This window comes from Pedobacter miscanthi, from assembly GCF_003315595.1.
In the GTDB taxonomy this organism is placed as follows: Bacteria; Bacteroidota; Bacteroidia; order Sphingobacteriales; family Sphingobacteriaceae; genus Pedobacter; species Pedobacter miscanthi.
The window spans coordinates 1-20,919 of the sequence record NZ_QNQU01000026.1 but is presented as its reverse complement, the minus strand read 5'-3'; the positions used below and the strand labels follow the sequence as shown (position 1 = coordinate 20,919).

Sequence of the window (20,919 nt, the reverse complement as noted above, 5' to 3'; positions counted from 1 at the left end):
AAATCAAAACAAAACATATTTCCAATGAAGTATTTTTACAGCATAGTAATCTTATTGATTTTTGGTTTGCACAATCTTGCCCTGGCACAACAGCAAATTGCGGTTACAGGTACGGTTTACGATGGCGAATCGAAAAAGAAGGAAACCATGCCCGGCGTAAGCATTTTAAGCGGTGGCAGGGTAATGGGCCAAACCGATGGAGATGGGCGCTTTAGGGTAACGGTAGCATCAAATGCCGAAATTACCTTTAAATATTTAAGTTATGTAACCCAAACCGTAAAAGTAAACGGCCGTACCACTATCAATGTAACCCTACAGGGCGATAACACAACCCTTAAAGAGGTAACCGTTAGTGCCGGCTATCAAACCAAAACCCGCACACTGTCTACCGGTTCTACCGTAACCATTTCGGGTAAAGATATCCAGGGGCAACCCGCCAGTGATGTGATGTCGTTATTACAGGGTAAAGTTGCCGGGCTTAACATCCAGAACAATACCGGTGCTCCGGGTTTCAGGGGATCTATCACCCTGCGTGGTATTTCTAACATCAATGTATCGGGTTCAGGAAGTTCGAGTTTCTTAACCCCAACTTCTCCGTTGTTTGTAATTGATGGGGTTCCGGTTGATGATAATACCAATTATTCTTACGGTTTTCAGCAGGCTGGTCCGGGTGTATCGCCCATCTCACAGATTCCACCCGAGGATATTGAAGATATTACCACATTAAAAGATGCTGCAGCTACGGCGTTGTACGGATCAAGAGGTGCTTATGGGGTAATTTTAGTGACCACCAAACGTGGTAATTCAAAGGTGCCGGTAGTGCGCTATAGCGGAGCCGCATTCTTTTCGATGGTGCCCCAGTTGCGTACCGTTATCGGTGGTAAGGGCGAAAGACAATTGCGTATCTGGCAGATTCTGCAGAACGATACTACTTACAACCACGCCGTGGATCTGATCAACTCATCGCCCGTACTGGCTGATAGTTTAAATGCTTACTATAACAATTCAACCGATTGGCAATCCTACTTTTATCGCAGTACATTTAACCAAACCCACAACGTAAATGTTTCGGGTGGTGATGTTGCCTTCAACTATAAAGTAGGTTTGGGGGCCTATGATGAAACAGGTATACAACAGAATACCGGTTATTCGAGGTACAACCTCAATATGAACATGCAGTACAACCCTACGCCCAAGTTCAAATTGGTTGGGCAGTTGCAAAACTCCATTCAAAAACAGCAAACGGGTAGTGGAAATGGTTTGTTAAACAGCGGGCTTGCCTCTACAGGTTCGGCTTCTACCTTGCTGCCATCACCTTCGCTCTATTCATCGCAAAGTGGTTTGCTGGCACAGCTGCAAACAGATAACGATAATAAATCTTTACAAACTTTTGCAACCATTAATGCGGAATACGAGGTTTTTAAGAATTTCAGGATTGCCACATTTTTAAATTATACGAATAGTTCGGCTACAAAAGACAATTTTTCGCCGGCTGCCTTAAATGGTAACCAATCGCAGTACTATACCTATAACGATAGGGCAACCAAGTTGTATAACCGTAACCAGTTTTCTTATGTATATGGCCTGAAAGATGCTTCGGGAGAAGATTCGCACACTTTTAACTTATTTGCCTTTACCGAAATTAATTCGAGCTTTTTTAAAGCCGATGCCATTTTGAACGAAAGGGGTGTAAACGATCAGTTAAGAGGCCCTTTAACCAATATGACCGATTATCTTACCTCTTTGGGTGGAACTATTGATTATAATGATGCCAGAAGCGTAGCTTTTGCCGGTGCATTTTCTTATAACTACAAACAAAAGTATGTTTTAGACTTAAATTACCGTCTGGATGCCAACTCGGCCAATGGAGCTAACGCACGTTATATTGCCAATCCGTCAATCGCCCTGAAATGGAACTTTAATAAGGAAAAATTCATGGATAATATTAAATGGATCGATTATGCCGATATCCGTTTAAGTTATGGTTCTAATATACAGCCAGTTGGTGGGATTTTTGATGCCTACGGTAAGTATGTTGGAGGTGCCCGTTACAACAATGCCAACTCGGTAATATTGGATCTTGGCAGACTTCCAAATCTCGATCTACAGCCTACCAAAGCAACAACCTATAATGCGGGTGTTGATTTTAGCTTGTTCAATAACCGTTTTTCATTTGTTTTTGATACTTATTATAAACAGAACGATAATATTTTCAGGTACAAGGATATTTCAAGTTCCAATTCATTCAGCAGCATTGCCTCTAACGAAATCAGTAACGTAAACTATGGCTGGGAGTTTCAAACAACTGCCCGCCCCTTAAGTCCAACCAGTCCGTTTAAATGGACCATATCTGCCAACCTGGCCATTAACAGGGAGGTTTTGGCACAGTTGCCTGATGGTTTACGCGATATGATTTATTATGATAAGGAATTAGGCCAGGATATTTATTACCGTTTAGGTACCAATTCGCTGTCTAACTACCTGTTCAATACAAAAGGTGTTTACTCTACCAATGCCCAGGTTCCGGTTGACCCTAATACTGGTTTACCATACCGCGTAGGGGGCAACGGACGATTAAATTATTTCAAAGCGGGTGATCCGGTTTTTACAGATCTGGACGGAAATTACGTTTTGGATGGCAACGACAGGGTTATAGCAGGTAACTCTCAGCCACAGGTAACCGGTGGTATAACCTCTTACCTGCAATGGAAAAACTGGAGTTTAGAAGTAAATACCTCATTTACCCTGATCCGCGATATCATCAATAACCCATTGGCCAATCAGTTGCGTAATTATTATTTTCCTAATGGTTCGGGCAGTCTGGTGCCGCTCGATCAGCTGAACTACTGGAGTAGCCCTGGTGATGTGGCTACCTATGGCAATCCTCTGGATTTCGTGCGTTCAAGGATTATCGATCCCTTCAGGTTAAACCAAACAGCCTTTCAGGAAGATGGCTCTTACTTTAAGTTAAACTCTGTTAAAGTGTATTACATTTTTGATAAAAGGTTTACCAGCAGGTTTGGTATGAACAGGGTAAGTATAAATGCCACTGCCTCTAACCTTGGTTTTATTACACGTTACTCGGGCCCTAATCCCGAAAATGTAACCAGTTTAGGTAGAGACGATTCAGGAGGTTATCCTTCTCCGCGGCAATTTACACTGGGTTTAAATATTGAGTTTTAATAAGATAATTAGAGATGAAAAATACAAAATATATAATCCTGTTTGCCATACTGGTTTTAAGCACGGCAGGCTGTAAAAAATTTCTGAATGTAACGCCCATCGAAGCACAGAGCGGTAACAATTTCTGGAAAACCCGTCAAGACGTGGAAGGATTTACAAACGGTATTTACTCGCGTTTAAGAGCGAAAGTGGCAGGTACACCACAGTTTTTTAGTGATGATGACCGTGCATTTTTCCCAGCTCTCGAAATCAGGGGAAACGGCGTTCAGGTAGTGAACTTAGATAACGACGGGGCAAATAATTTTAATGCGCTGATTGGCAGTGATATGAAATATATCGTTAACTCTAGCGGTCGGTATAACAGCATGATGAAAAACATTATGAACTGGAAAGAGTGGTACGATGTGATTGCCGCATCCAACATCATGTATTTTGAGGTTGATAAGGTGCCATCCACCAGTTTGCCCGATGCCGATAGAAGAAGATATAAAGCAGAAGCAGTGTTCCTCCGTAATTTAAGCTACATGTTTATCTGTAAGTTATTTGGCGATGCCATTTATTACACAGATGCTTATCATAGCAGCCCGGATGCCAGAACACCGCAGGTTACCGTAATGAATAAATGTATTGCCGACATGACTGCGGCAAAAAATGATCTTCCAACCTATTATAACGATGCCTCATCTAACGGATTCAGGCCAACAAGGGCCTCGGCTGTAGCACTGTTGATGCATTTAAACATGTGGGCCGCTGCCTGGGATACCGGTGTTAAAACCAAATATTACGAAGCCGTAAAAGCATTGGCCGCCGAACTCGATACCTATAGTAATTACAAAATACTCCCTATTAACGCAGCCAATACCATGAAGATTTTTAAAGGAAGAAGCTCCGAAAGTTTGTTCGGTATCCTGCAGGAGTTTAACTATGGCGAAGGCTTTTCATTACCCGCAGGCTTTTCCTATTATTTTTCACATTTTCCTTATAGGGGTAATGTAACCAAAACATCAAGCAGCATGACATACCGTAGCGATTACATCAGCAAGTTATACCTGCCCGGATCTTCTGATGCGAGGTTAACCACCTGGTTCGAAAACTACGATGCTGGTAGCGGAAGCTTTCAGTTTAAAAAATTCGCGAATACTTACACAACAGGGTCGGGAACTGCCATATCGGTAACCAGCGATGACAGCGCCATTATTTTCAGGTTGCCCGATTGTTATTTATTAACGGCCGAGGCACTTGCTGAGCTTGGTGATGATAGTGGGGCAAGGGATTTTGCCAACAGGGTTACTGTTGCGGCCAACGCACCGCTCCTTACCAAAAGCGGGCAGGATTTAAAGGATGATATTTATAGGGAAAGATGCAGGGAACTGATTGGCGAAGGACAATTCTTTTTTGACCTGGTACGCACCAAAAGGGTAATCGATTCCGATTTCACCAAATCGCCAATGTCTGTAGCCAACCTAAACGCAGGCGCATGGACCTGGCCGCTTACCATTAGCGCGGCTGATCGTAGCGCGAACCCAAATTTAATCGGTAATAACTTTTGGAATTAATAGATATGATGATGAAAAAGAATTATAAAAAACTGCTATTCTCACTGATCTGTATATTATCGGTATTAACCGGCTGTAAAAAATATTACATGGATACAGGTGTTCATGATGCAAAATACAGCGGCAATATGATGCAGTATATGGAAGAAAAGAAACCTTTTTTCGATTCAACCCTTACGGTAATTAAACTGGCTGGTTTGGCCGATGTGGTGGGTAAAGAGAACATTACCTTTTTTGCTCCCCCAAGTGGTTCTATTTTTAAATCCATTAAACGCTTAAATGTCGAATTAAGGGTTACGGGAAAAGACACCGTTTCTAAATTATCGCAGATTAAGCCCGAGGTGTGGCGAAATATCCTGTCGCAATATATTTTTAAAGGCCCAAACCGCTTAAAAGATTATCCTCAGCGCGATACTTTATCCTACCTCGCTTATCCTGGTCAGGGTTATACCTCTTATGGAGGCCGGATTATGAATGTTGGGGTAATTTTTAACGATGCTGTGGTTTATAATGATAAGGGAGCAGAAATTTCGCGCGTGGCTTACGCAGGTTACCGTCAGTTATACCTGGCCTATATCCCCGATCTTTCCAATCCACAGGTTTCGCTGATGAATATTCCGGTTGCCACCTCCGATATCCAGCCAAGCAATGGTGTACTTCATGTACTGAATAAGCTCAAACATAATTTCGGGTTTAATACCGATGTTTTTATCGAACAGGCCATATCGGCAGGCATTAGTCCGCCAGCACCATAGGTTTATTGTATCACCCATAAATAGAATAAAATGTTAATTCACATAAAATATAAATTTAAGCTGTTTTTGTTGGGCGCAATAGGCCTGGCAACGGCTTTTGTTTCCTGCCAGAAAGAAAAGGGACTTACCGAAGATCCCTATGCTGGCGGTAAAAAACCATTGGATCTTACTTTCGTTACCAAAACCATCGATCCTGATGTGGTAAACCCCGGAGATGTGTTAAGCGTAAAAGTGAAAGGCCTGGCTAAATACATCAGTGATTTTAAGGTATATGTAAACGAAATCGAGGCAGAAGTAGTCCCTGCATCAACCAACGATAGCACTTTAACCTTTAAAGTGCCATTAACAGCCAGTACGGGTAGTATGTGGATCACTTCCCAGGGACAGAGTTTTTTCGGGCCGATTGTTAAAGTAGGCGGCAAAATCAGTGTTGATGCCAGCTGGAAAATCATCAACGGATCGGTAAGTGCCAACGGTTTTAGTACCGTACTGGATATTGAAACCTTACCCGGAGGCAATTACCTGGTAGGTGGAGAATTTAATGATTTTGAGTTAAAAGGAACCGAAAAACTCCCTATCGGGGGGATTGCCCAAATTACCGGAGATGGTGCATATACTACCAGCGGACTTAATTTTGGAAAAGGGGTAGGCGGTGCTTTGAAACAGATCAATTCCATTGTCCGTATCCCAACCGGTTCGCAGGCAGGTAAATATATTATTGCCGGTAGTTTTACCAGTTTCAATTCTACAAGGCCCAACCGCCAAACATTAAATAATGTTGCCAGGCTAAATACAGCCGGAACACTGGATAGTTTGATCCTGAGGGATGTAATCAATCCGAAGCCACAGGAAACCTTTAAAAATGGCGATACTGTGAGTGCCTTTAATGCCGGCGTGGATGGGATGGTGAGAAAAGCTTTTGTATTTAACGAGCAGATTTACCTTGTAGGCAACTTTAATAATTACAAACGCATGTATCTGCCAAACTCCAGTTACGACGAAAAGGTGTATGATTATACACGTATGAGGCAGATGGTGAGGGTAAATATGGATGGTTCTATGGATTCTACTTTCCATTACAACAAATCAACCCGCCAGAGTGCCATAGGTGCTAACGGTATTGTTTTGGATGCCATGATGCAGGCAGATGGAAAATTGATCCTGGTGGGCACTTTCAGCACATTTAATGGCGTACAGGCCAACCGGATTGTAAGGTTAAATCTTGATGGTAGTGTTGATAACAGTTTTGGTGCCGGCACCGGGGCCAACAGCGATATTAACTCCATCAGGTACAATGCCACTACCAATAAAATTGTGATTGGCGGTTCGTTTACCACCTTTAACGGAAAAACAGCCACAGGAGTAAATTTATTAAATGCTGATGGTACCAACGTATCTACTTTTAACAGCCAGGCCATAACAGGGGGTATAACCACTTTTGCCGGTCAGCTTAATAACGGAAAAATAATTGTAAGCGGCTCTTTTAATAAATACGGCGATTATCTCCGTCAGGGTTTTATGGTATTAGAGGCTAACGGGCAACTGGCCGTAGGTTATAACAATACAGGTGGTTTTCAGGGGATGATTTATGATATGGTCGAAACTCCAATTACAGGTGGCTCCCAGGTAATTCTGGTGGGTAATATTTTACGTTTCAACAGCACTTTTCCACATAACCTGTTGCGCCTTAATTTTTCTAATTGATCAATAAAGTTTCAAATATAAAAGAGATGAAAAAAGGATTTACATTAACCATAAAATATTTAGGCTTTGCCCTGGTATCAGGGTTTTTCTTAATGTCGTTTGGATGTAACAAGGATTTTGATAATACATTGCCTGCATCATTTAAAAACGATACGCTGGGCGTTGGGGATGGCTCCAAAAGGGTACTTTATATCATTTTAGATGGTGTTAAAGGTTCAGTGCTCAAAAACCTGGCTCCAACAAACCTGACACAGATTACCGCTAAATCCATATATTCTTATGATGGGTTAACCGATTATCAGACCAATGAAATCACCAATGCAGCTGGCTGGACAAACATGATTACCGGGGTGGATGTTAGTAAACATAAGGTAAGCACCGAAAATTTTACCGGTTTTGATAGCCAGGCTACGCCAACGCTGTTTTCGAGGATTAAATCGGTATTTGCCAATACACGTACGGTATCTTTTGCAGCAACGGCAGCTTTTAACGATAATCTGGCAAAAGATGCCAGCGTAAAACAATCTTTTACCGATGATGCTGGGGTAAAAACAGCGGTGATAAACGAAATTAACAGCAATAATCCATCGGTACTCGTGGCGCAGTTTCATAGTGCCGATGCAGCAGGAGGAAATAATTACAATACGAATAATACGGCTTACACCACTGCAATCAATACTTTAGATGGATATATTGGAGAGATAATGACTGCTTTGAGGGCAAGAAAAACCTTTGGTGGCGAAAACTGGATGGTGATTGTAGCATCAAATAAAGGCGGAGGTCCATCTGGTGCGGCAAATAGTTCCAACCCATTTGTAGATGGATCAAGAAACACCTTTATAGCTTTCTATAACCCTAAATTTAGCCGGTCGCAGGTGGCCCTCGATCCAAACAACTTACCCTATAGCGGAACAGCACCCAATCTGGTATGTACCAATACAAGCCGTAATGATTTAGTTGCCAATAATACAACTACCGGAAACTTTGGTACAAGTGGCGATTATACTTTACTGCTAAAAATTAAGGCAAATCATTCTTCGGTTGGTGGTTATCCTCCATTTATCGGTAAAACAGCAAACTTTGCAAGCGGTAATGCAGGATGGGTACTATTTACCAATGGTGATTCCTGGAATTTTAAGGCCAACGGAACGCAACAGTTTGGCGCCGGAACGCGGAATTTCAGGGATGGCCTTTGGCATACCATTGCCATCAGGATTTATACCGAAAACGGTACCCGCTACGTTACCGGTTATCAGGATGGTAAAATAGTAGGTGGACCTTTAACCAGTTCAAATGGTAACTGGACCGCAAGTATGACATCTACTACGCCTTTAACCGTGGGCAATATTGTTACAACCGAATCTACGGTATCAGCCATTGATGTTTTGATCCAGGATGTGCTTATTTACAATGTAGCGCTATCCGAAAATGATGTTATCAACAACATGCGTAAAACAAATTTTTCGTCAACTGATAACTATTATTCAAATATTATTGGTTATTGGCCATTAAATGAAGGCCAGGGTGCTGTTGCCGCCGAAAAAACGGGCAAAGGGCCGCTTTTAAATTTTGTGGGCACAAATATCTGGAAACCCTATGGCGATCTGGCTCCTAATGTTTCAGCATCTGTATTTACAACTGCTGCTTATACTGCTGTGCCAAATGGCGTAGATATTCCGCTGATGATTTATAACTGGTTAAATATTGCTGTTCCGGCCAATTGGAACTTAATGGGTAAATTTTATACCCCGCCTGTTAATTTACCTACAAACTAATTAACGATTAGAAATATGAAACTCAAACAACTCTGCATATTACACGCATTTATACTTATTTTAAGTGTATCGGCCTGTAAAAAATACGGCTACGAAGTTCCGGATGGTTACCCTGATGATTCGCAGAATAAGGCCGAAGGAACCATCGATACCAATATGAAGCTGATCGATAAATCGATGTATGCCAAGGCAAGGGTATTTCCTGGTTTGGTAGATCAGTCAGAACCAAGGGTTAAAGATGCCCAGTTTACGCTCGATCTTAACTTTACCGATCAGAATGCGCAGAATTTAAGGATTTCTGTTGCACCATCTCCACAATACAGTACCGGTTATTATGCTGCTCCGGGCGAACTGATTAAAATTGTGGTTCCCGCAGGTGTAGATGGATTAACCGTACAGATTGGTGCGCATACCGATAACCTGGCAGGTAAATCGCCACTTTTGCGCGATCCGGTTATTTATAACAGAAAACAGCTGGTATCAGGCGTAAACTATATCCGCAACTTGTATGGCGGACATATCTATATTCTGGCATCGTTTGCCTATGCCAATCCCGTTACTTTTACCATCACTGGCGCCGTGGTATCGCCTGATTTTATTTTGGGCCAAACCACCGACGCCGATTGGGTAGCCAAAGTAAAAGCTTCGCAGGTGCCCTGGTTAGAGCTGCGTGCCAAACGGGTTATTTTTACCATTCCGAGGGATAAGGTAATGGCTACATTTAACTCAAGCGAACCGTTTACCAATCCAACCGCGGTATTTACCCGTTGGAACGATGTTTTCGATCTCGATTACAATGCCTGGATGGGCCTGTCTGATAATGCACCTGATATCAGAGACAGAAGCCCGCAGAGCCAGTGGAGGGGTATATTAGATATCCAGTTAACTAATGGTTATGGTCATAATGGTTTCCCTTTTGTAGGTTTAAACGATTCTTATTGGTTTGCCAGTTTTACCAGTTTAAATTCAATCACCACCAGCTCTGGTCAGTGGGGTACCTATCACGAATTTGGTCACAACTGTCAGCAGGGAAGTGTCTGGAGCTGGAGTACCCTGGGCGAAACCACAAACAACCTTTTCAGCTTTAAAGTGGCCAACAGGATCGGTGCAAACTATAATATCCTGCATCCGGCTGTTTCAAGTGGTTTCCCTAAGGCACTTGCTTACGCAAACGCAGCCGGAACCAAAAATTTCGATACCGATGCTGCCATGGTTACTCCTGATGAATCGCCGTTTATGAGAATGCTGCCTTTTGTGCAAATTTTTGAAAAATATGGTTATGGTGCCATGACTTATTTATATACACAGGCACGCCATGCTGATCGTTTAAACACCAACGACGTTACCAAACACAATTTTGTTTACGAAAAACTTTCTGATTATACCCAAACCGATTTATCACCATTTTTTGGTGCCTGGGGTATTTTAATCAGCGATGCCGTTGTAGCCAAGGTAAATGCCAAATATCCGCTCCTTAAAACCCCATTATGGACATACAATCCGCTAAATAAAACCGGAGGCACGGGTACAATTAAGTATACCACCACCGTGGTTTCTGTAAGTTCAAGCCAATCCGGCGATGGAACACCTGAAGCACTGGTTGATGGTATTGTATCCTCATCTTCGTTTTGGCATTCTAATTATGGTACGGCTACATCAACCAATACGCTGGGTTTCCCAATCAATATTGTGCTGGGTACAGGTTCACCGCTGCCGATACAGGTTAAAGGGGTAACTTTTGCCCAAAGACAAAATAACAGTGGGGGATATGTAAAAGATGTGGAAATATTTACCAGTAACGATAATGTAAATTATGTGAGTGCAGGTACTACCACCCTGCCACAAAATACTGCGGTTTACAATTTTAATTTCCCGGGTGGTGTTGTGAGTACCAAATATGTAAAAGTGGTAATTAAGAATGGTGTGAGTACTGTTTATGCCAATTTATCAGAATGTAATCTTATCAAACCTTAATGTGCAATTATGAAAATCAACAATAAAATATACAACCTGCTGTTTTGTGTTTGCGTATTAAGCATATTGGGATATAGCAGTTGCAAAAAATACGCAAATCCACCGGCCATATACGAAGAATTACAAAGAAACACTGCAAAACAAAAGAAAGTACTGATTATCAGTATTGATGGATTAGGTGGGGCCGAACTTAAAGCCATAGCGCCCACAAATCTCACTGCCCTTCAAAAGAATGCCAAATATTCTTTCAATACCAATAAAGGATATTCTGATGCCGCAGGTTGGGTAAGTATATTAACCGGTACAGGTTATGTGAAACATCAGATACTTAATGATAATTTCGAACGCATTCAGGATCCGAACGATGATGAACATGGTACCATTACTTCATACCGCAATGTATTCGATTACATCACGCAGTTCAAAGCCGTAAAAACCGGGGTAGTATCGCCCTGGCCAAATTTGCGTAAATTTATGAGCAATGCTGATTTTGCTCCGGTTGTGAGTACAGATATTGCCGTTAAAGACAGCACTGTTGCACTCTTAAACAACCAGGCAGGTTTGGGTGCGCTGGTCGTTAACTTCCGCGAGGTAGAGGCTGCTGGCTTAAATGGAGGGTTTAGCGCTACAAACGCAGCGTACAAAACAAGTGTAACCACTGCCGACACTTATATAGGCGATATTATGACCGCCCTGAAAGCCAGAAAAAACTATGCCAATGAAGATTGGCTGGTAATGGTAACTTCTAACCACGGCGGCAGCAGTGCTGCACCAACCAACGGCTTTATGATGGTATATAATACTGCGCTTCAACCACTCGAACTTAAAAAAACGGGTTTCAATACTGTTGCTTTTAAAACCAGCGCAGTTACAGCTGTTGTTCCTATTGATAAAGGTTTATACAACATGGGCGATAATAAGGATTTTACCGTACAGATGCAGACAAAATTTAATTCAAGTTCCTATTATCCACAGTTTTTAGGCAAGAGTACAGCACTTAGCGGCTCGGTAATGACAGGCTGGTTCTGGATGCAGGAAGGTGCAACATGGAACCTTGAATTTGGAGGCAGTGCAAATGGCGGTGGCGGAAAACAGCAATTGGGCATACCAGATGTGCTGGCAAATGGCTGGCATACCTTAACCATGACAGTTAAATATGTAAATGCGACTACACGCACCGCTTCTGCCTATGTAGACGGTGTTTTTAAATCTTCGTACAATGTAAGTGGATCCAAAAATATCAACACCAATGAACTGTTAAAAATCGGCGCTTTTGGTGGGGAATCTGACTTTTATGCAGCGAATTTGTCCATATTTAATACCGCTTTGGACGCTTCAACTATTGCTGCAAATATTAGCCTGAAAGACATTACCAAACATCCCAACTTTGCTAATCTTATCGGTTTTTGGCGTGTAGATGAAGGAGCTGAAGGTCTGTTAGAGAATAAAGCAGCTATGGGTTACAACATGGTTTTAAAAGGGCCTTACACCTGGGTTGGCTTAGGGAATGATTTGCCGGCGAGTACCACCCCGGATCCCAACTATGTAAATGGTGATAAATCCTTTCCTACCGCCCTTGGCGATGTAACCGCGCTATCACTTTATTGGATGAATATCAAAATCCTTCCGGACTATGGTATTGATGGAAATCCTTTTCTGAAACAGTTCGAAATAGAATTTATAAAATAGTAGTTAGTTTAGTTAGTGAAACCCTTGCCGCCGGAGGTGGCAAAGGGTTTTTTTGGGTTTAAAATAGTAGCCCATTAAAAAGGGATCTTTGTATTTTGCGATTCACTTTAAACCTGGAGTCGTCACCCTGAATTTATTTCAGGGTCTATAATTTATAATAAATCTATTGGTATGACCTGCGATATGATCGTTGTAAAAAGCTAATACCAAAGTTTAATATCCTTAATTCCTGTATCAAACTTACTTTCACAATCTTTCTGCATCATGCCGGTAAGATTCTCAAAGTTTAAATTAATGTTCTTAATCATAATGGTCCAAGCGTTAAACCAATACTCAACCTATCGTAACATCTTTAAAACTCAAACGTTTGCGCAGAAACAATTTTAACATCCTAAACTTATCATCATTAATTTGGATGAATAAAACCTAATAACAACACATAATGAGGAGAAAACTAACCATTTTATTTACACTATTATTTATTGCAGGGCAGCTGGTCGCGCAGGAGTTGCCTTCTGAATTACAAACACCAGAAGTGGTTTCACTTAACCGTTTGCCCATGCGTGCATCGGCCTTTGCCTTCGAAAATCAGGATCTGGCCGCTAAGAGAAACAAAGAAAAATCAGCATATTTTTTATCCTTAAACGGTACCTGGAAATTTAACTGGGTAAAGGATCCGCGTAAACGCCCAACCGATTTTTATAAAGTAGATTTTGATGATAAGGCATGGGATAACTTTAAAGTACCTGCCAACTGGGAGCTAAACGGTTACGGACTTCCTATCTATGTAAACCAGCCTTATGAGTTTGCTGGCAGACAGTTAACCGGTGCAAAAATGAATCCTCCTTTCGATATTCCGGTGGATAATAATCCCGTAGGTTCTTACCGTAAAAAAATCAATATCCCTGCAAACTGGGATGGCCGGCAGGTATTTATCAGCTTAGGAGCAGTAAAATCAGCCTTTTACATTTGGGTAAACGGTAAAAAAGTAGGTTATAGTGAGGATAGCAAGCTTGCAGCCGAATTTGATATCACCAAATATGTAAAACCGGGCGAAAATACCATTGCGCTACAGGTTTACCGTTGGAGCGATGGCAGTTATTTAGAGTGCCAGGATATGTGGCGTATTTCGGGCATCGAACGCGAAGTTTACCTTTATTCTACCCCAAAACTGGATATCCGCGATTTTAAGGTCATCGGTAACCTCGATGCCACTTACACCAATGGTTTGTTGAATGTAGATTTAGCGGTCGAAAATTACAAAATAGATCAGCGCACCAACCACAGTCGGCCTGATAGTTTTTATGTAGCGCTCGATCTGGTTGATGCAAAAGGCAATAATGTTTGGAAAGATGAAACAACGCTTCAAAAAGTGTTGGGTAATTATAAAACCAGTCTTTCCTTTAAAACACAGATTAGCAATGTAAAAAACTGGTCGGCAGAAGTGCCTTACCTCTATACCTTATACATCACTTTAAAAGATAAAAACAGTAAAATAATTGAAGTAATTCCGCAGCGTATCGGTTTCCGTTCTGTTGAAATTAAAGGAAGCGACTTATTGGTAAACGGCAAACGCGTATTTCTGAAAGGTGTAAACAGGCATGAACATAATGCCACCCAGGGCCATACCTTAACCCATGCCGATATGGAAAAAGATATGGAAATGATGAAAAAGCTTAACGTAAATGCCGTGCGCCACTCGCATTACCCACCCGATCCTTACTGGATGGAACTTTGCGATGAATACGGTTTATATGTGATAGACGAAGCCAATATCGAATCGCACGGTCGTTATTATAGTTTGGAAACCACTTTCGCCAATGATAAACAATGGCGTACACCTCATCTCGAGCGCATTACCAGGATGTACGAGCGCGATAAAAACCATGCTTCTGTAATTACCTGGTCGCTAGGGAATGAAGCGGGTAATGGCGTTAACTTTTACGAAGCTTACCAATGGCTTAAAGGCAAAGATATCCGCCCGGTGCAGTACGAAAGGGCAGAGAACGATTTTAATACCGATATGATTGTTCCGCAATACCCTTCGCCAAATTATCTGCCGCGTTATTCAAAACAGGAAAAAGAAACCCGTCCGTTTATTATGAGCGAATATGCGCACATTATGGGCAACAGTTTGGGTAATTTTAAAGAATATTGGGATGCCATTGAGAATAATCCCAAACTTCAGGGTGGTTTTGTATGGGAATGGATCGATCAGGCCATTGATACCGTTAAAAATGGTAAACGCATTATGGCTTATGGCGGCGATTTCCCCCTAAGCGGTCCGGTTGACGAAAATTTCAGTGATAACGATTTCTGCGTAAAGGGTGTAGTAACGGCATATCGTGGAATAACACCAATGGCCGTTGAACTGAAGAAAGTACATCAATATATAAAAACTACTTTCAACGGTACCAACCAGATCAACGTAAACAACAGCTACTTTTTTAAAGATATCAGCAATGTACAATTGAACTGGGAATTGCTGGAAGATGGTAAAGTAATTCAAACCGGAATAGTGAGCAACCTGAATATTGGTCCGCGCCAATCGCAAACTTTAACCATCCCGTTTAAAACCAATTATGCTGCGGGCAAAGAATATTTCCTGAATGTACGTTACCGCTTAAAAGCGGCTGAACCATTTTTGGAAAAAGGTTACGAAATTGCTTACGAGCAGATTGCATTGGCCGGTACACCAAAAGTAAATGTTTACACTGCTGGCAAAAAAGCTTTAAAAGTAGAGCAGACTGCTGAAAAAGCAATCGTGAAAGGAAGCGATTTTACCATCACTTTCGATTTAAGCAAAGGAACGCTGACAAGTTACATTTCCAAAGGGCAGGAGCTATTGGCTTCGGGTCCGCAACCGGGTTTTTACCGTGCACCAACTGATAACGATATCGGTGCAGGTTTAAATACTAAATTACGCATGTGGCGCAATGTTTATCAGGATAATCCTTCAGCAAATATAAAATCTACTGTAAACAATACAGCCGATGATTTTACCTTAACCGTTAAATCTACTTTATTAAAAGGCGATGCCGAAACCACGCAGGAATTTTACGTACTGGCCGATGGAACCATTAAAGTAAGCAACCAGTTTAAAGCTGTAACCGGCAATTACAAAAGCCTCATGCGTATCGGTAACGATCTGCAGCTGAAAAACGATTTCAGCAATATTCAATGGTATGGCCGTGGTCCGGGAGAGAATTATGCCGACCGCAAAACAGCTTCTTTAATCGGCACCTATAAATCAACCGTTTCCGATCAGTATTTTGCTTATGCCCGCCCGCAGGAAAGTGGCAATAAAACCGAAGTGCGTTGGGTAAGTTTCACCAATAAAGCAGGCAAAGGGCTTCGTTTCGAATTTTCAGATCAGTTGTTAAGTTTTAATGCACTGCCTTATGCTGTAGAAGATCTTGACCCTGAAGCAGAGAAAAAGCAATATCACTCCGGCGAACTGGTAAAGCGTAATCAGGTTTATGTACACATGGATTTGCAACAACTGGGCGTTCAGGGGATAGATAGCTGGGGTTCTATGCCATTGATCCAATACCAGATTCCTTTTAAAGATTACCAGTACAGTTATTATATCAAACCAGTTAAATAATAGATAACGTAAAGTGGATGATGGAATCAACAGCATCCATTTTACATTGCTAACAATTTACTTATGAAATTAAAATTAACCCTTCTGATGTTTTCAATTGGCGCTGCTGTATATGCTCAAGTGCCAAAATTAGCAGCAACACCGCCTATGGGCTGGATGAGCTGGAACATCATGTCAGAAAATCCGAACGAAAAGGATATCAAAGAAATGGCCGATGCAATGGTAAGCAGTGGAATGGTGAAAGCTGGCTATCAGTACATTTTTTTGGATGATTGCTGGCAAGGTGGCCGGGATAATAAAAATAATATCATTGCTGATCCCAAAAAGTTTCCTTCGGGAATTAAGGCTTTGGCCGATTACCTCCATGGTAAAGGAATGAAACTGGGTATTTATTCTGATGCCGCTCCGTTAACCTGTGGTGGTTATACCGCAAGTTTAAATTTCGAAGATAAGGACGCTAAAACCTTTGCTTCATGGGGGATCGATTACCTGAAATATGATTATTGCAATGCCCCCGAAGATGTAGAAACCGCTAAAAAACGGTACGCCACAATCGCACAGGCCCTGCGTAAATCGGGGAGGGACATTGTATTAGGCATCTGCGAATGGGGACCACGTGAACCTTGGAACTGGGGTGCAGAAGTGGGCGGACAAAGCTGGCGTACCACTTACGATATCAGGGATAAATGGATGGATATTGAAGGCAAAGGTGGAGTAGGAATTTATAATGTGGTGGATAAAATGGCCGGATTATCCGGTTTTTCCGGCCCGGGTAGATGGAACGATGGGGATATGTTGGTAGCAGGTTTACACGGCACTAAAGGCCCTTCTTCAGCATTTAAAGGCATAGGATGTACAAAAGCCGAATACCAGAGTCAGATGAGTTTATACAGCATGCTCAACTCGCCCTTATATGCCAGTTGCGATATCCGCAAAATGGATGATGAAGCCAAAACCATATTCACCAACGCAGAAATAATTGCATTAAATCAGGATGCTTTGGGCAAACAGGCCGAAAGAAAAGTTAAAACCGATATATGGGATGTTTTCGTACGTCCGCTGGCCAATGGCGATTTCGCCATAGCCATATTAAATAGATCAGCATCCACACAAAATGCCAAGGTAAATTTTGCCGAGTTGGGCCTGCCCGATAAATACGAAATCAGGGATTTATGGCAACACAAAGTAATCGCTAAAAACAATAAATGGACAGGTGAGGTAACCGCTCACGAAACCAGGGTTTTCCGCTTAAAAAAAGTATAACAAACCTTACAAAACAACAAACCAAACACAAATGAAATCATTATTAACCCTGGCATTGCTTGCCACAGGATTAACTACCCTGGCCCAGGATGCAGCAAAAGATCCTGCAACGGTGATCATCTCGCCGCAGCATCCCCTTTCTAAAAACGACACTGTATTTAGAAAAGCCATCGCCAAATGGAGCGACCAAATTTTAAAAAGTACCGATTACAAGAATATTAAAGCCCAACCCTCTGCCGATATTTTTCCGGGGGCAGTAAAAACCGGTTTTCAGTTTGTAAATAAAACGGTAAGTATTGAACATAAAAAAATGACCGATAGCCTGGTATCGGTGGTTTCTACCCTGGGTTATTCGGGTTACGATAATGCCACCATGTACAGCACCGGTTTATATGCCAAGGCCGGCGAATACATCGAAATTGATGTGCCCAAAAATGCCAACATCAACGACCTCGAAGTACAGATTGGAGCACACAGCGACCGTTTAAATTACTGGGTTGCTGGTAAGGAGGATTGGCGCAGAATGCCCATTATTACGAAAAAACAGAAATTGTTGGTTGGCAAAAACTGGTTAACATCGCCTTTTGGCGGATTAATTTACATCGATATAAAACCAAAGGCCGACAGCAGAAAAATTGATTTTAAAATCAGTCACGCCGTTGAAGCACCACTTTTTGTATTGGGTAAAAGTTCGCATAACGATTGGGAAAAGCAGCTAAAAAACAATAAAGCACCATGGGGAGAAATGGCAACCGAAAACGTGATTTTAACCCTACCCGATAGTGTATTGCAAACCATCAAAAATCCTGAAGAGGTGTTAAAATTATGGGATCTCGTTGTGCTGGGCGAACTAGACCTGGCCAATATGCCTGCACCGTTTTACAGGGCACAGCGTATGGTACCCGATGAACATATTGGCGGCGGATACATGCACAGTGGTTATCCGATCATGATTCACCATTCCCCATCCAGGAAAATGTTATCCAACGAAATTATGGCCAATCCCGAATTACTGATGAAAGCGAGTAAAGGCGGGGCAAACTGGGGTTTCTTTCACGAAATCGGTCATAACATGCAAAATCTGAACTGGGTTTTTGGCGGTACCACTGAAGTAAGTAACAATTTCTTTTCGCTTTATATGTTCGATCGTTTAATGGGCGGTCGCGATGATTCGCATACTGGTGTTTCAAGCGTGAATACACAGAAAATGATGAAAAAATATTTTGCAGAAGGGGCAAGCTACGAAAAATGGAAAAACGACCCTTTTTTAGGCCTCATCATGTTCCGCCAGATGCAGGAAGGTTTCGGTTGGGAAAGTTTTAAAGCTTTTTTTAAAGAATATCAAAAAATCGGACCAGGCATTGGCGAACTGAACGATCAGCAAAAACGCGATTTATGGGTTAAAACCTATTCAAATATTGTGAAACGCAATCTGGCGCCATTTTTTAATACCTGGGGTGTGGGTATTAGCGAACAAACACAAAAAGAACTGGCAGGTTTACCTGCGTGGAAACCTTATAATTTTCCTCCCGTAAACTAGGTAATAAGCATTCTTAAATTAACTCAAATCAAAGCACAATGGCAGTAAGTAGAAAAACAGCCTTAAAAAAAGATGAGCAAAGCGGTAACCAGCTTCATATTTACGAAGTAAACCCCATTATCTTTTACTCAGGCGAAGCAGACGAACTTAATATCGAACTTTTAGAATTCAATTACGGCGAACTGATTATCAAATCGCTTTCTACAGCCATTTTAAAGGTAAAAGAATTGATTATGGAAAATGAGGAATTTCCTGTCAGATGGAAACAAACCGCCAAAGGCCTGCGTATTACCCTGCCCGATGGATTAATTAATGATGAAACCAGGAAAAAGTGCACTTTGAAAATTAAGTTTTAGCCATACTTCCGAAGTTTAATAACCATCCTGCCAATCAAACTTCGGAAGTATCGCGAAGTAAATCTCCGAGGTTTGACAGGCATATTGCAAAAAAACCTCATAGGTTTTTTAAGCTGCATTGTAGCGTTTTCAATATCGCATCCGTTTTAATATAAATTAAACGCATGCTCTATACATTAACCTCCATTGTGCTGATTATAAGTTTAACCTGGGGCCATAAAGATGGCGATGAACCCATGCAAAACGAAGATTGAGCTGAACTTTTATGGCTGAATTCAAATAATAGAGCTCTTTCTAAACCAAAAGCCGTCACCCTGAATTTATTTCAGGGTCTTTATCTGTTTTGGGGGTTATAGTAGATATTCTTATCTAAAACTAATTTAAATACCACTTACTTGTCTCGAAGGGCATTTTCAAAGTATTCAGAAATGCCCGTTTTTAATTTTACAAGGGTTGTTCCCTTATTTTCGGGATCTGTATTTCCATTCACAACAGTTTCAGTCATCTCGATAAAATTTTTCCTTGCATCCGGCGAAAAACCTATTTTTTCCAGCGTTTCATCCCAATTATCTCGCGGAATCTGTTTTGCTTTTACCTCTTTATTCAAAACCGCCGAAAATGCTTCGGCAACATTATCCGAATTAAGCTTTTCTGGACCAACGATCTCATAAATTTTAGATTCATCATCTTTTACCAATACATCGGCTACAAATGTGGCCACATCCATAGGTGAAATCATCGGAATGGCTAAATCTGTTGGGTAAAAAGTAGGAAGCGTGCCGCTTTTTTTAGCTTCGGGCATTTGTAAAAGCCAGTTGCTATAGTAATAAGCCGGGCGGACAAAAATCTGTGGTATATCCAGATCTTCAAAAGCATGTTCAAGCATATACGACATTAATAAATTACCTGTTCCCTTATCATATTGCGCACCGATAGATGATAAACCAACCACTTTTTTAATCGAAGATTGTTGGATCGCTTTATGATAATTTTCGAGAATGGTTTTGGTTTCGCCCAATACATCCTCATTCTTTCCGGTTTCTGGAGTTAAAACGAATAGGGTATCCCCGTCTTGAAAGGCACCAATTAATGAATTTAAATCCATAGCATCAGCTACCGCCACTTCGGCTCCCTTGTCTTTTATTTCTGAAGCTTTTTCATGATTATGAATAACGGCTTTTACGGCAAGTTTTTTAGCCAATAAATGATCTGTAATTGCTGATCCCACCTGACCAGATGCGCCTAAGATTACGTACATAACAATCAAATTTTAGTTACGAGCGTTTCTTAATCAACAAGTTGCAAAGAATTTTGGTTTTAGGTATTTTGAGTATTTCTATCGCTTGTTGTCTCACCAACCGAAACTTTCCTTATTTACTCTCAAAAGAGAAGTCAAGTTTACTGGGTATGTTGCCTATTCAAACTTGACTTCTCTACCGCCGTGGTCTGTGTCTCCACAGGCCACTACTTAGTTTTTTATTTCCTCTCAAAAGAGAAGTCAAGTTTATTGGGTACGG

At 41.5% G+C, this 20,919-nt stretch carries 12 protein-coding genes; 11 read left to right on the top strand and 1 reads right to left on the bottom strand.

Features of this window, described 5'->3' with window-relative positions:
• Positions 1-24 precede the first annotated feature (24 nt).
• The 11 genes from DRW42_RS23440 (at position 25) to DRW42_RS23390 (ending at position 19,402) form a co-directional block, all read left to right on the top strand.
• On the top strand, positions 25-3,183 hold the full coding sequence (locus DRW42_RS23440; protein ID WP_113951351.1) for a SusC/RagA family TonB-linked outer membrane protein: 3,159 nt from the start codon (positions 25-27) through the stop codon (positions 3,181-3,183).
• Positions 3,184-3,197: 14 nt separating this feature from the next.
• Entirely contained in the window at positions 3,198-4,739 is a 1,542-nt protein-coding gene (locus tag DRW42_RS23435) for a RagB/SusD family nutrient uptake outer membrane protein (protein ID WP_113951304.1), read from the top strand.
• Positions 4,730-5,494 (top strand): hypothetical protein, encoded by a 765-nt coding sequence (locus tag DRW42_RS23430; protein WP_147243794.1) that lies wholly within the window; start codon positions 4,730-4,732, stop codon positions 5,492-5,494. The genes DRW42_RS23435 and DRW42_RS23430 overlap by 10 nt, the downstream gene beginning before the upstream one ends.
• A 30-nt stretch (positions 5,495-5,524) precedes the next feature.
• A complete protein-coding gene (locus DRW42_RS23425; protein WP_113951302.1) occupies positions 5,525-7,198 on the top strand; it encodes a DUF5008 domain-containing protein in 1,674 nt (557 codons plus the stop codon).
• A gap of 26 nt (positions 7,199-7,224) precedes the next feature.
• Entirely contained in the window at positions 7,225-8,973 is a 1,749-nt protein-coding gene (locus DRW42_RS23420) for a DUF4983 domain-containing protein (RefSeq protein ID WP_147243793.1), read from the top strand.
• A 15-nt stretch (positions 8,974-8,988) separates the two neighbouring features.
• Positions 8,989-10,947: a M60 family metallopeptidase gene (locus DRW42_RS23415; RefSeq protein WP_113951300.1), complete on the top strand. Its 1,959-nt coding sequence runs from the start codon at positions 8,989-8,991 to the stop codon at positions 10,945-10,947.
• Positions 10,948-10,956: 9 nt separating this feature from the next.
• Positions 10,957-12,636 carry a LamG-like jellyroll fold domain-containing protein gene (locus DRW42_RS23410; protein ID WP_113951299.1) on the top strand — a complete coding sequence of 560 codons (1,680 nt, stop codon included), beginning with the start codon at positions 10,957-10,959 and terminating at the stop codon, positions 12,634-12,636.
• A 442-nt stretch (positions 12,637-13,078) separates the two neighbouring features.
• Positions 13,079-16,243 carry a beta-galactosidase, LacZ type gene (gene lacZ, locus DRW42_RS23405; RefSeq protein ID WP_113951298.1) on the top strand — a complete coding sequence of 1,055 codons (3,165 nt, stop codon included), beginning with the start codon at positions 13,079-13,081 and terminating at the stop codon, positions 16,241-16,243.
• Between the two features lie 63 nt (positions 16,244-16,306).
• Positions 16,307-17,506 carry a glycoside hydrolase family 27 protein gene (locus DRW42_RS23400; RefSeq protein ID WP_208643622.1) on the top strand — a complete coding sequence of 400 codons (1,200 nt, stop codon included), beginning with the start codon at positions 16,307-16,309 and terminating at the stop codon, positions 17,504-17,506.
• A gap of 31 nt (positions 17,507-17,537) precedes the next feature.
• Entirely contained in the window at positions 17,538-19,046 is a 1,509-nt protein-coding gene (locus DRW42_RS23395) for a M60 family metallopeptidase (protein WP_113951297.1), read from the top strand.
• 38 nt (positions 19,047-19,084) lie between these two features.
• Entirely contained in the window at positions 19,085-19,402 is a 318-nt protein-coding gene (locus DRW42_RS23390; protein WP_113951296.1) for a hypothetical protein, read from the top strand.
• Between the two features lie 391 nt (positions 19,403-19,793).
• Here DRW42_RS23390 and DRW42_RS23385 read toward each other — a convergent pair whose 3' ends face one another.
• On the bottom strand, positions 19,794-20,660 hold the full coding sequence (locus tag DRW42_RS23385; protein ID WP_113951295.1) for an NmrA family NAD(P)-binding protein: 867 nt from the start codon (positions 20,658-20,660) through the stop codon (positions 19,794-19,796).
• Positions 20,661-20,919 lie beyond the last annotated feature (259 nt).